This is a genomic window from Cellulophaga sp. 3_MG-2023 (assembly GCF_030546975.1).
GTDB lineage: Bacteria > Bacteroidota > Bacteroidia > Flavobacteriales > Flavobacteriaceae > Cellulophaga.
The window spans coordinates 101,463-115,640 of record NZ_JAUOPS010000007.1; the positions used below are offsets into that span (position 1 = coordinate 101,463).

Annotated in this window: 7 protein-coding genes; all 7 read right to left on the bottom strand. The window is 31.1% G+C overall.

Translation table 11 applies throughout. The features are described 5' to 3' along the window. Positions 1-11: 11 nt before the first annotated feature. The gene (locus Q4487_RS15060; protein ID WP_303544108.1) at positions 12-893 is read right to left on the bottom strand and encodes a sialate O-acetylesterase; all 882 of its coding nucleotides are present in this window, start codon (positions 891-893) and stop codon (positions 12-14) included. A 5-nt stretch (positions 894-898) separates the two neighbouring features. Then, on the bottom strand, positions 899-3,184 hold the full coding sequence (locus Q4487_RS15065) for a beta-galactosidase (protein ID WP_303544105.1): 2,286 nt from the start codon (positions 3,182-3,184) through the stop codon (positions 899-901). Further along, positions 3,174-4,985, bottom strand: coding sequence for a right-handed parallel beta-helix repeat-containing protein (locus Q4487_RS15070; protein WP_303544102.1), 1,812 nt, complete (start codon positions 4,983-4,985; stop codon positions 3,174-3,176). Before Q4487_RS15070 ends, Q4487_RS15065 begins: the two co-directional genes overlap by 11 nt. 11 nt (positions 4,986-4,996) lie before the next feature. Beyond that, entirely contained in the window at positions 4,997-6,487 is a 1,491-nt protein-coding gene (locus tag Q4487_RS15075) for a sulfatase (protein WP_303544099.1), read from the bottom strand. 60 nt (positions 6,488-6,547) lie between these two features. After that, positions 6,548-6,856, bottom strand: coding sequence for a hypothetical protein (locus tag Q4487_RS15080; protein WP_303544097.1), 309 nt, complete (start codon positions 6,854-6,856; stop codon positions 6,548-6,550). A gap of 120 nt (positions 6,857-6,976) precedes the next feature. Continuing rightward, complete coding sequence (locus Q4487_RS15085) at positions 6,977-9,796, bottom strand: PQQ-binding-like beta-propeller repeat protein (protein WP_303544094.1); 2,820 nt, start codon at positions 9,794-9,796, stop codon at positions 6,977-6,979. Positions 9,797-10,031: 235 nt separating this feature from the next. Then, positions 10,032-14,168 carry a hybrid sensor histidine kinase/response regulator transcription factor gene (locus Q4487_RS15090; RefSeq protein ID WP_303544091.1) on the bottom strand — a complete coding sequence of 1,379 codons (4,137 nt, stop codon included), beginning with the start codon at positions 14,166-14,168 and terminating at the stop codon, positions 10,032-10,034. Positions 14,169-14,178: the final 10 nt, after the last annotated feature.

The window sequence follows — 14,178 nt, forward strand, 5'->3', positions numbered from 1 at the left end:
TTTCTATTTTCTTATTTATTTAATTTTATAATTTTTCTACCAAAAGCAATACCTAAACGTTTTTGCCCTTCTGTGTTATAATGTACATTATCTGCGTGTTTAGGGTAGTCTTTCCATTTTCTGTTTGTGGTTGTTTTTAAAAGAACAGCATTATTGTTTTCTTTACAAAAATCTATCATTGCTTGTCTAACCATTTCTGGACCTTCTTTAAATCTGCCATAGGTAGAGTTAATTTGTCCTATAACAAATGGCAATTTTTCTAAGTGTAAATCTCTTTTATAAGCATTGTGTAACTTTTTTAAGTTTGCTTTATAACTCCTTGCAGCAACCTCTTTAGCAGCATCATTCTCACCTTGCATCCAACACAAACCTAGGATCTTGTATGCTTTACCTTCATTTTTAAGTAGACTAATGTTTTCTTTAATATCTTGTATATGGGCACTGTATAATTTTAGATGATGCTTCTTTTCTCCTTTTTCTACAGCTTCAGATTTTTGCAGGGTCCAGTTAGGACTCCAAGCACCATACAGTGCAGTGCCGCCCATAGACCTTTTTACTAATAAAAATTCTTGGTCTGGATACTTTTCTGCTAAAGTTACTCCTAGCAATAACTCTGGTCCAAATCGGTTTTTAAAATTATATTTTTCACTAGGTGTATTATTGTAATAAGATAGTGGTTTTGCCTCCTCACCATTAAAACTTAAGCGTACCGTATTAGATGCAACTTCTATTTGTTTTTTAATTTTAGGACTTAATTCATCATAATTACCAGCACCTGCCATATTAGATTGTCCTGCTAATAAAACAATATTTACTTTATTTTGGGCAGATACGGCACTAATGCATAAAATACACATTACCAGCAACTTAAAATTATTTCTCACTCTAAACATATAATTTATTTTACTTCTGAGACTTGAACATAAAAAACTTCGTAAGGCTTTAAAACAGGAGCAGAACTAACTGGTATTCCCTTTAACAAATCTTTGCAAACAACGCCTTTTTTAGCACCCTTAAAATCAATTTTTAAAGTTGCGTCTGTTTTACCAAGGTTTACCACAGATAGGATATATGCTCCTTCTTTGTTCTTTATCACTTTCCAAACACAACCTTTAGCTCCCAATTTATTAGTTTCTGTTACCAATACTTTTGGCAACAAATCTTTATTGTTTAAAAAATTCATTGCAGAGGAGTTAATATCATTTAAAGAATTGCAAAGTATTAGAGTACCGTTGCTCTTTTTTAATTTAGGAATAGCGTTACCATACTCATCTTTGTTTAAACTAACTTTATCTGTAATTATAACACCACCATTATCTAAATAGTTTTGTAATGCTTTTTGTTCTTCTAGAGTGATAAATTGTGTTTTACTTACCAAAATTGCATCCCAGTTAGCTGCATTTTGTTTTTTAAGAATGTCTTTTGTTGCAAAGCCAAGTGGCGTACCGTTAAAATGAAGCGACTCGTAAAGCTCAAAAACATCATCCATGTGATGCTCTTTATTTATTGCTGAAGATTTAGAATAAAAAATACGCAACGGCTTTCTTTGGCGTTGCATCCCCATAATATAATCTGAGTGTGCATTTAAATCTATTAATGTAGTTGCAACCTCATTTGTTATTCTTGGTTGTTGATTATTGCTACCCGCGTAGCCTTTGTCATTTGTTGCTTTTTTTGATATGGCACCATTTGCTTCTCTAGGCCAATACCATATTTGACTAGCCGTCATCCCATAGGTATGCGCTAACCAAAAAGTAGCTCTAGCATATTTAGGGTCCTGGTATAAGTTTCTTGACTTTGTAGTAGACAAATAATGTAATTCTGAATTAAAATTTAGTTTAGACGGACTCACAGATTTCATAAAATCAAACCCCATACAAAGCTCTCTCCAGTTAAGCGCATAATGGTCTTCCCATTCTTCTTTTGGCCCCCACATATGATTATTTTCCGCTCCAGAATCGTTACCAATAATTCCGCTTAAATCTGTTAACGCTTCTAAATCTATACCATGAACTCTTTTATTATCTGTCCATAAATTGGGCATAATTTTTAAATGGACTTTTGCTGCTGCATCATACTTTAAAATTTCTTCCTTTAAAAAAGTATACCATTCTGTAACCCTATGCATATTAAACAAAGACCAATCATACCACATAGGTGTACCACGTAAACTAGTATCTATTGGTATTTGTATGGTTACAGCATTAAAATCTTTAAAATTAGTTTGCCATAAGTTGTTTAATTTATCAATAGAAATATGCTTTTTTTGCAACCATACTCTAAACTTATCTATTGTATAAGAAGAAACTGGTCCCGAAGCCCAAGCTAGTTTATCTCCTGTTTTTTGGGTAAAAAAATGAGGTTCATTACACAGCATATACCCTAAACCAGAGTAGTTTTTACCAGCTGTAATTGGGACAATACCACTTAATAATTTTTGCTGTATTTCTTTAGCCCCTGGGTTATCTATATCATATGCCGTATATGTATTGGTACGCATTACAAAATCTTCTCCGTATTTTGTTTTAGCCCAATTAGGTGTGGTTTTATGATTTAAAAATATAAAGCCTAAACTACCAGTTGGTTTAGCAACCAACTCTTTCATTTTTGGTAAGCTTATTGTGCCATCTTCTTTAGTTACATAAGACGGAGTTATAAAAAAACCGTCTTGGTTTCCATGGTATTCATTTAGTTCTGCTGTATTTGGTTTCCAAGTATAGTCCGCTAAAAAAACAGGTTTATTATTAAAAAGCAATTCATCTTTACTCACTTTTACATTAGACCAATCTACTTTTGGACTAGCAGTCCTAAACACTTTTTTATCTAAAAGTAACTTTATATAACTTATAGATTCGTCTAGCATTTTAATAACATCATTACGCTCAAAGTTTGGTAAATCTTCTGCCATTTCTTCGGCTTTGTCTGCGTAAATTTTAACTAGTGAAAATGCTTTTTCATTTGCCTTTATATGTTGCTCATCCCAATTGGCATATTTTAAAAATATTTCTGCTGTTCTTATGGTAGCATCTTCTTTTAAAACATCTATACCTTTCTTTTTTGCTTTATTACGCAACTTTTTAAGGGTTGCTATTTTAGTTTTTGCAACCTCTTCTAAGCTTTGCGCTTGTAGTAAAAAAGAAAACAAGCAAAAAAACACTATTAATATGCTATTTCTATTTTTCATATTTAAAGCCTTTATTTTTCTTTACTTTTAATGTTTTTTGTGATGTTTTATCTGCCTGTATCCCATTAGTTACAGTACCATTGTATGTATTATTATCAATTTCTACATTGTTACAGTTTATCAGATCAAACAAATAAGCATTAGGAAATTGTGGTTTAAAAGTAGTTGTTTGCTTTATGGTATTTTTAGATATTTTTAAACCATCTACACGGTCTGCCCAAATAATACGATTACCAAACGTCTCTATAGTATTGTTTTCAAAAACAATGTTTCTATCATATAAATTAGTGGCACTAAATGTTTTTCCTAATCTTGGTGAGACTTTTAAAATTGCGTGTTCAGATCCTGCATAAGCACAGTCTACAAAGTAATTATTTCTAATAATTACGTCCTCTACATTACCAGACTCAAACCAATAAAAAGTTTCTCCACGTAGCATAATAGAAGACATCATAGATGATAAATTGTTATTTTCTATTACTATTTTCTTAGGAGTTTTAATAATTATATTTCTTGCTCTATGGTCTTGTATAGTATTACCACGCATTGTAAAACTAGGATTCCAGGTCTTGTTTTCTAAAATATCGCCAATTTTAAGATCTGTAGCTATATCATTTTTAAAAGTAAGGTCTGTGTAATGGTCGTTAATTACCTTAACTGCAGTAACTGTATTTATTTCTTTTCTAGCAGGACTTGGTGCTTTTATAAACCAAACCTCATCTCCTACTCCTGCAAATTTAAATCCGTATTGCTGGTTGTGTTTTAATGCTACACGTACTGTTTTTGTATCTAATATTTTATTTACCTCTACATACGTTCCGTGTACATTTGTACCATCATCATACATACCTTCAAAACGGCAATTTTCAATAAGTATATCTCCTTTACAATTTGCAAAATGAGTAGCATCTGCAACAATAGACATAACACGGTCAGAGTCTTCTTCTATATAAATACCACTGTTTATTATTTTGATATTTTCTGATCTCTCAAACAAAAAACCCATTCCTAAAGCGTGATGAATTACAACATTATTAAAAATAATATCTTTAGAATTACGAGCTAAAAATGCAGGTGCATAACGGTTGTTTTTTTTATCCCCTTTAGATTGAAGAACACTACCTACTCTTGGAAATTTCTTTAAATTATATTGATAAAAACGAAGCACTCCGTCTGCTTTCTCTTCAACAAAATTAGATTTTAATGATGAATCCCAGGCTCCGTAAGCTACAGCTTTTGTTTTTTTATTGTGAGGCAAAGAACTTCCTAATGATGAGAAATTAAAATTATTAATACCAGGAAACTCAATTCTTCCTTTAACCAATTTCCAAGAAAAACCTTTAGTATATGGCTTAAGCTCGTACCAATGTTCCTCTTTATTAACGGCAACAACATCACCCTGAAAACTAAAAGGAATGTCCCAATCTAATTTTACATTTTTAACTTCTATTTTTTTGCATCCTTCAAAAACAAAAGGAGCTGTTTGACCACGAAATACAAATTTAGAATTGTTGCCGTTTATAACAACAGAATTAAAGCCTTCAAAATTGAAAATTATTTTTTTAAATCCGTTTCCGTGATTGGTTACATAAAGGTATTTACCTACGGCATAATCTGTTAAAAAAGTATAATCCCCTTTTTCAAAAATCAACTCAATGTCTTTTTCTTTTGCATTCTCTATAGCCTGCCTTACAGTGTAAGTCATATCTTGGTTAGAGTACTTAATATGTATAGTCTCTACAGCATAAATGTTGCTAAAAGCTAAAAGAAATACAAGTAGTAATTTTGATATTTTATTCATCTACAATTTAATTATAAGTTTACACCAGTTCCTTGTAAGGATGCATCATGGTTCCACATAATTTTCCAAGGATCTGATGTTTTTGTTTGAAAACTTTTAAGCTTACTTTTTAAGTTTTCTAATGTGTTTTTATAAGCTTCTTTACCTGCTAAATTGTTTAACTCATTAGGGTCTTTATCTAAATCATAAAGCTCAAACTCTGGTCTAAACAAAAAGTCTTGTACTTTTTTAGGTCCAAAGTACTCTTGGTGAGTTCTGTACACACTTTGCCACGTAGAAGATGCCCAAAGATCTGATGCAAAAGGATACTCTAAACGGTAAGCTATGTTCCAAATAAGTTTGTAATTGTTACTCCTAACCACACGCATTGGGTAGTACATTGTAATTTCATGAAATGTATGAGAAGCATAAATCTCATTAAAATCTTTTGCTTCCTTTTTACCAATTGTAGATTTAAAAGAAGAACCGTGAAACTTGTTTTTATTGTAGTTTACCTTAGCCATATCTAAAATAGTTGGCGTTAAGTCTACCCATGAAACCATTGCACTACTTGTAACATTTGTTTTTTTAACAGTTGGGTCTTTTATAATACAAGGCAATTTAATTCCTGGTTCATGTACTGATGTTTTTGCTCCTGGAAACGCCATACCGTTATCTGAAATATAAATAACAATTGTATTTTTTTCTTTACCTTCTGCTTTTAACATAGCCATAAGCTTACCAAAACCCTGATCTATTCTAGAAATACTTTGGTAGTATTGCGCAATTTCTTCTCTTGTCTGTTTTGTATCTGGCAAAAAAGATGGCACCAAAACATCATTTGGATTATAGGTTACAGTTTCTACATCTTTATACCCTTCTTTTTTGTTTCCAAAACTGTTAGGAACATCCCATTCTTCTGGAGTAAAAGGTTGTCCACGGTGTGGATCATCTGTACAGAAATACAGAAAAAATGGTTTATCCGATTTTAACACGCTTGCACATTTATCTGCCATTTCTACAGTATTTCTTGGGTTAGCCTCTAAAACCGTATTAAAATGATATACTTTTTCTGGTGCAACGTGGTACTTGCCAATACGAGCTGTTGTGTAGCCTGCTTTATTTAACAAAACAGGTAACGATGTAATAGAATCATACGTACTAAAATGATGGTAATCATGTACGTGCCCATAAGAGCCTGTTGCGTGCCCAAACTTACCTGTTAATATCACAGATCTACTTGCTGCACAACTAGCACTTGTGCAATATGCATTTGTGTACTTTGTACCTTCTGTAGCTAGTTTATCTAAATTTGGCGTTTTTATAACAGTATTACCGTAAGCACCCAAAGCATCTATACCATGATCATCTGCTACAAACAAAATTATATTTGGTGATGCTGGGTTAGCAACTACATTTGCTACTTTATTATCTGTTATTTTATTGTTCTTTTTTGAGTTGCAACTAACAAATAGTAAAACACTAAAAGCTATAAAAGTCACCCTTTTTAATACACGCTTCATTTGATAAGGATATAAATTGACATTACTATTTTTTACTGAAGATATTACGACTACTTATTATTAGCTTTTCTTTTTTCTTTTTTCTTTTGCTGCTTTCCAATTTACTTTTTGACCAAGCTCTTTTAGGGTAATGCTATTATTTGCGTCTGCGTCTAAGCCCAGAAACAGTAATTCGGCATCAATTTTATTCCCTTTTTTATTTGTCTTGTCTTTGTAAAATGCAATCATTTCTGCTAAATCTATTGCATTATCCTTATTGGTATCTATCCAACCAAATTTCTTTTTAGTTTTAGCTTCTTTATCCTGCGCAACTGCTGTAGTTATAAAACACAAAGCACATAGTAGTAACGTGAATTTTACAATTCTCATAATTAAATTTTTTAAGGTTTAGCTTAATGTAAACTTAATTATGAGACTAACTTTTGTTGTACTTGTAAATAAATAAAATGTAGCTCTAAATAATAAACACAATATTATCTTAAGCAAATCTTATTTTAACTCTTTGGTGAGCTCTACATCTATAAAACGAAATAAACCTAAAGGAATATTAATTGTTGTTGAGGCATTTTCAGCTTTAACCTGAAAAGTTTCTTTGTTTAAAACGTCTGTTATTTTTACTGGTGTAACTGTATTAAATTTTACTGTAGCTTGCTTATTACTTGGGTTTAAATACCCACTATCTATAAGTGTTATCCTAAGTGTTTTTGGTGCAATTTGTGCAACTACCCATGCAACATCTCCTGTTACAGTAATAGGTAAAAGCTTAGCGCTTTCTTTTATAGATTTTTCTACTGTTTTATAGTATGTATCTGCTGAGTATGTTTGCTTACCATCTTTAGAAAAGTAAGACTTACCATCTGTTATATACTCTTTAGTTATATTTTTATACAAAGGGTGTAAATAAGATTCTAATGAACCTCTAGCTACATTTTTAGCAGCAAAAACACCTTGTTGTGGTGGTGTAATTAAAACTAGACCATTATTATAAGGCGCTAAAAAGTTTAACCTACGCTCATTTACACCTGCTGCATAGTTAGAAAAATCCCATTCTGTTACGGGAGCACCAGGCCAAGAACCATTCATTCTACTAAAAACAAAAGGGTTGTTTTTTTCAAATTCTTCATTGTATTTTATAGTCCATTTTACATTAGAACCATCATCTAAAAAATGCTCGTCAGGAGATTTCATACTTAAATGCACAGGAGAAAAACTTACTATTTCTTCTCTTTTAGGAACAAATAAAACCCCTTTAGCTATTAACTCCCAGTACACACTTACATACTCTTGGTCTACTGCAAAGTTATTTATGTATTGCGCACCGTTTGCTGTATGAAAAATTAGCATTCTTAAAAAATGATTTGGTAATTGCTGAGAACCATACTGCCTAGATCTATCAAAAGCAGTATTGTCTGGTACAGCACGTGTACCCCAAGAGTTTACAGCACCACTTGCCCACATACCAGTTCTACCAACTAAACTAAGTTCCATAGTTTTATCTGTAGTTTCTTCCATAGCAGGTACAAAAACATCTGCATAAGTACCAGACATTAAGCCAGACCAAGCATCTAAGTAATTAGACCCCAACCAAAATACGTTTTTAGAACGTAAAAATATATTAGCATTTTTATCTTTAGCGTAGGTTGCCAGCGGATACAATAAATTATTAACCATAAAATTAAGATCCTCAGAGTGGTCTTCCATCTCTGGGTAAATAAGAACCGTTTTTTTACCATTAGCAGCATCTAAAACTTTTTTAGTGGTAGCTAAACTAAACATATACGGATCGTTGCCATGACCAGCCCAATATGCCAAACCCGGAGCATTGTTATACTCTTTGGCAATTAAGTCTACTGCTTGTTGTTGACTTAAAACATATTTTTTTCTACGATCTCGTTTTTTTCTAAATTTTTCATTTGTTAAACTAGATCTATCCCAATTTTCTACCTCTGGTAAATGTTTAGAATTTAAAAACACAGGGCTTGGGTATTTTTTCTCTATTTCAGTTTTAAGAGACTCCAATGTAGAAGGCACCTTCTCTGTCATTAAATACACTGGTAATTGTTTTCTTTTTGTTTTTACTGGCGTGTATTTTTGTAAATCTGCTCTTGTTGCCTTTGTATTTGCTATTATCGATTCTATTTTTCCTGGAGGTGTTAACTTTTCAAAGTCTTTTTTCCAAGACTTACTTTTTGTATTTATAATATGAATACTACTACCTCCACTCTGGGCACTAGCTAAAATAATATAGCCTGTTTTGGGATCTTTCCACAGGTCGTTATACGCATATTTACCTATAATACGCTCTACCTTTTTTTCATTTAAATTAAGGTCTAACAACCTAATTTGATTTCTAACACGTGTTAAAAAGAGCGTCTTATTGTTTTCTTTAATAGTTACAGTATGTGTAACATCATACCCAAAAGGTATTTTAGTATTTTTATGATATGTTACTTTACCCGTTTGCGGATTGTATAATAAAATAGCACTATCATTAGAATGTGCAGAGGTACCTAATATAACCATTTGCTCTCCTTTAGTAGCGTAATCTTCTACTGTAAAAGAACCTATAACACGTACTCTTTTACCTTTTATGGCTATTTTGTCTTTTCTAAAAGGCAGGTTTTCCAACGCATTAAATAAATACATTGTTCCTGGTACATTCATATGATTATTAGTACCTAAAACAGCTAAAACATCATCACCATTTTTTTGAGGTATTGGCCTTAAAAAATTAGCTGTAGACACATTACTTTCCGGCAAGTCTTTTTTGAACTTTGCCCAAGGCTTTTCTATAGAATAGGTTGATGATTTTATCTCTTTAACCATTTCTCCGGTTGATGATATGTAATAAATACTTTTATCAAAACCACCAGCAACAACATATGCTTTACCCTCTTTTTTAATAACACATACAGCATACATTGGAGCAGAATTCTTTTTAAACTTCCAAAGTAATTTACCTTTGCTATTTAAACAATAAATAGTGCCATCTGCATTAGCTGTTACTATTTCATCTACGCCATCACCATTTATATCTTTACTCCATATATCATGGTTCATAAAACCAGATAATTTATTTTCCCAAAGCACTTTACCATCATAAGAAACACCTAAAACAGCACCTTCAAAAGTAGTAGCTACTACATAGCTTTTATTTTTATTTATAGCAGTACGTACCTTAGTAATAGTATATCCGGTTTCTAAACTAACAATACCTTTATTTTTAAAATTTGTTTTTTCTAATTGAGCCTGCATCATAAAAATACCTGCAAACAATACATATATTAAAAACAGCTTTACTTTTTTCATTTTAATTGGTCTAAAGTGGTTATTTACAAAATTGAGTTAATAACAGTTTCCTCTAAAAAAACAAAAAGGTGCAAAACACCTTTTCATTTTTAATATTAACTCAAAATAAAAACTAATTTATAAGTCTCCTAACATATGACTTACACTGTAAATAAAGCTCAGTTTTTACTTTTTAATGTACTTACACATACATATGATGTAGTTTTCAGTAAAAAACCCTTAAAAACCTTTTTTTTTATTCAGATGAATATTTCTTATTAATTTCTGCTGCATACTTCCCAGGAGAAATATTATACCTCTCTTTAAAGATTTTAGCAAAATGCGTTCTACTTTTAAACCCTGTCATAATATACACCTCGTTTACAGCTAATCCTTTTTGACTAAGTAGTTCTGCTGCTTTTTTTAGACGATATATTTTTAAAAGCTCAAACGGTGTTTGGTTGGTAAGTACTTTTACTTTTTGATAAAAATGCGTTCTGTTTAAATACAGCTCTTTAGCAAGGCTATTTAAATCAAACTCTTGATTGTCTAAGTTTTCTTCAATTAAACTATAGAGTTTTTCTAAAAAAGCATTATCGTTTCTATTATTTTTATTGTTCTCTTTAGTTAAAGGTATACCAATTTGGTAACGCTCTCTAAGCTGTTTACGTGTAGATAGCAAAGCCTCTGTATTTGTAATTAAACGCTGTACATTAAATGGTTTTTTAATGTAGGCATCTGCACCATCTCTAATACCTTGTAAATGATCTTCTATATTACTTAAAGCAGTTAGTAAAATTACAGGAATATGACTTGTTTTTAAATCTGATTTTATACGTAAACACAGATCCAAACCATTCATTTCTGGCATTTGCACATCACTAATTACAATGTCTGGCCACTCATCTTCCATTGCCTCTAAACACTCTTTTCCGTTTCTAAAGGTTTTTACTTTAAAAAACTTAGACAATAATTTAGATACAAAATTTCTCATTTCTAAATTATCTTCTGCGTAAAAAATTAAAGAATCAGAAAAATCTCCTGTAGCAATAATTTTTGCTGGCGAGTTTTCTTGTATTAACTTATTATTTACAGTTACTTCTTTTTCCTTAGGAAGGTCTAAATCATCTGGAACCTCTTTATCTGTTGGTAAATTATTTTTTACAATTGGTAGTCTTACCGTAATCTCTGTTCCTTTACCAACTTCACTATCTGCCTTTATAAAGCCATAGTGCATTTCTACCAAACGCTTAGAAAAAGCCAAACCTATACCAGACCCGCTAATATGAGCATTGTCTTCTTTTTGAGATTGATAAAAACGCTCAAAAATATGTTCAAGATCTACACTATCTATACCTCTACCAGTATCCTTTACAGTAACAATTAAATCTTTATCTACACTTTTGTATGATATTGTTATAACATCATCAGAGCTTGTATATTTAAAAGCATTATTTAATAAATTATTAAATACTTTTTCTAGTTTATCTTTATCTGCAGCTACTGTTATTCTGCAGTCTTCTTTTTCTACAACAAGCTTTTTAGAATCGTTTTCTGCTAAAAAATTAAAATCTATAATTAGGTCTTTTACAAAACCATCAAAACTAAATCTAGAGTAATTCATTTTTAAGAGGTTGGCATCTGCTCTTCTAAAATCTAATACCTGCTCTATTAATTGCTGTATTTTTTTAGACTGCCTCATAACAAGATTCAGTTTTTCACTAGCATCTTCATTATTTTTAAAACGCTCTGATAATATATCTAATGGTCTAGAAATAAGTGTAAGTGGTGTTTTTATTTCATGAGATATATTTGCAAAAAACCGAAGTTTAGCCTCATTAACCTCGTTAACATTTCTCTTTTCTATTTTTTCTATTTCTACCTTGTGGTTTAAAGACTGTATTTTTAAAATAATACGTACCACAACATAAATAAAACATACGGCAAGTATTACATATAATAGGTAAGCCCAAGTTGTTTTCCAAAAAGGAGGTAAAATCTCTATTTTTAGTTTTTTAGGAGCTGTCCATTCATTTAAAGAGTTAGACGCCATTACGCTTAACTCATATTCCCCTGGTTGCAAACCATTATAGTAAATTGTTTTTTGGTTAGACGGTACTTCTATCCATTGTTTATTTATAGGTAACAACCTGTATTTTATACTATGATTTTGAGTGTTAGAAAAATGTAAACTGGCTGCCTCTAAAGAAAAAACATTTTCATTGTGTTTTAATTTTAGTGTATTAATATCTCCAATACGCTTATCTAACAATACCCTATTATTTACTGTATCACCCGGAAAAATGTTTTTATTAAATATTTTAAAATCATCAAACTGTAATTTAGGTAAGTTTTCTTTGCTTGATATTTTACTAGGATCAAAAAAACAAAAACCATCTAAGCCAGAAAATAAAAATTTACCATTGTTTAATTTTGCACTAGCATACCAAAAATCTTCAAAAGGCAATCCATCAGACTTATTAAAGTTTCTAAAGCTCTTATCTTTTACATTAAACTTACTTAATCCTATGTTTGTAGAAATCCACAGGTTATTATCTTCATCTGCCTGAAGACCTTTAACTACGTTATTAGACAAGCCTTGTTTTTCTGTGTAAGGTATAAACTTAGGTTGCAAAGTACTACTTTCTAAAACGTGACTAATACCACCACCTTCTGTACCCAACCAAAGCTCATCATTTGGCAATCTAATTAAAGATGTAACAAAATTGTTAGGAAGAGATAGGCTATCGTTTTTATTGTTTGAAAAGTGTTTTACTTCTGCCTCATTTAAGTTTTTTCCAGAGTTATTTATCCTGTACAAGCCATCTAAATCTGTACCCAACCAAACATAGTTATATAACGGATCTACATATACTACCCTTGACAATGTTGGTTTATTTTTTTTAAAGAACGGATTATTAAAAAGATACTCTACCTTTAAAATATCACCATCTTGATTTGTTTTTATTTTAAAAACTTCATCTACAAAAGCCATCCAAATGTTGCCATCCTTATCTTCTGCTATTCTTCTGGGTCTAATAAAATCATTATCTAAATCACTATTAATTAAAATTTTAGATAGTTTTGTTTCTCCTTTTTTTATTCTAAAAAGACCTCTATTAGTAATTTGTATCCATAAATTTTTTCTGGAGTCTACAAAAAAACCGGCCACTTTACGCTCATACTCTTTAGGTAAATTAAAGGGTAAAGGCTCAAACCTATTAGTTTTTGTGTTAAACAAGCCCACACCTCCTCTACTAGCTGTAACATAAACCCTGTCTTCATCTAAAGGAGAAATAGAAGAAATATTATTAGAAAATAAGCCGTATTTATAATTTAAGTCTGTATTGTAATTTTTAAAAGGATTTTCATCAACATCAAACTTATAAATACCTTCATTAAAAGTAGCCACCCAACAACCTGTACTAGTTGCTGCTGCAATAGCACTAACACGCATTAAACCTTTTTCAAAATAAAATGATGATGTCTTAGCTTCTTTCTTTTTTATAAAGTCTAAGGTATTATCTATACGAATTATACCGTTTGTAAATGTACCCAACCATAAATTACCAAGCTCATCTTCAGAAATACTGTTAAACTGATTTTCGCTTAACTTTTTCTCTACAAATTTTAAAGAGATCGTGTTATTTTCTTTTTGAAATTCAACAATAGAGACTCCGTTAGAACACGCTGCAATTATTGTCTTTTTATTCAGCTTTAATATAGCTGGACTAGAATTAATATGTTTACTTAAAACCTTTTTAAACTTTGCTTTTTCTATATTATAAAGCACTAAACCGCCAGAGGTAGCAAAAAGGTAGTTATCCTCATCTAGAGCTACCGCATCAAAAAAAGTAATTTCTTTATTGTCTGAGCTTCCTGGTAAAAAAAACTGATTTAAAAAAGTGTAATCATCCTTAAAAATTAAAATTCCGTTGCCCTCTGTGGCACAAAAGACTAACTTATGCTTTTTGTTTATTAGAATTTTACGAACTACTGGCCCGTTGTTACCTTTGCCTAATTCTTTATTGGAGTATAATTTATTAAAAGCTTCTTTATCATAATTGTAAATAGAAACACCTTGGTCTGTACCAATCCAAATATTCCCCTTTAAATCCTCGTTAATAGTACGTACACGGTTGCTAGTTAATATATTTTGATCTAGCGTATTTTTATAGACCTTAAACTCGTACCCATTGTATTTATTTAACCCCTCATAAGTACCAAGCCATAAAAAACCTCTAGAATCCTCTAAAACAGAAGTTACTCCATTATGAGCTAAGCCTTCTGAAATTGTTAATTTTTGAGAATAATTAAGTGTTTTTTCTTGCGCATTAGAAACGCAAAAAACACACAAAAATAATGCTATTAATATGTTTACTTTTTTACCCATATAAAATTTA

What these genes read in the sequence shown, in the direction of transcription:
- Q4487_RS15060 (WP_303544108.1), bottom strand. Translation starts at nt 893, where the DNA reads ATGTTTAGAGTGAGAAATAATTTTAAGTTGCTGGTAATGTGTATTTTA.
- Q4487_RS15065 (WP_303544105.1), bottom strand. Translation starts at nt 3,184, where the DNA reads ATGAAAAATAGAAATAGCATATTAATAGTGTTTTTTTGCTTGTTTTCT.
- Q4487_RS15070 (WP_303544102.1), bottom strand. Translation starts at nt 4,985, where the DNA reads ATGAATAAAATATCAAAATTACTACTTGTATTTCTTTTAGCTTTTAGC.
- Q4487_RS15075 (WP_303544099.1), bottom strand. Translation starts at nt 6,487, where the DNA reads ATGAAGCGTGTATTAAAAAGGGTGACTTTTATAGCTTTTAGTGTTTTA.
- Q4487_RS15080 (WP_303544097.1), bottom strand. Translation starts at nt 6,856, where the DNA reads ATGAGAATTGTAAAATTCACGTTACTACTATGTGCTTTGTGTTTTATA.
- Q4487_RS15085 (WP_303544094.1), bottom strand. Translation starts at nt 9,796, where the DNA reads ATGAAAAAAGTAAAGCTGTTTTTAATATATGTATTGTTTGCAGGTATT.
- Q4487_RS15090 (WP_303544091.1), bottom strand. Translation starts at nt 14,168, where the DNA reads ATGGGTAAAAAAGTAAACATATTAATAGCATTATTTTTGTGTGTTTTT.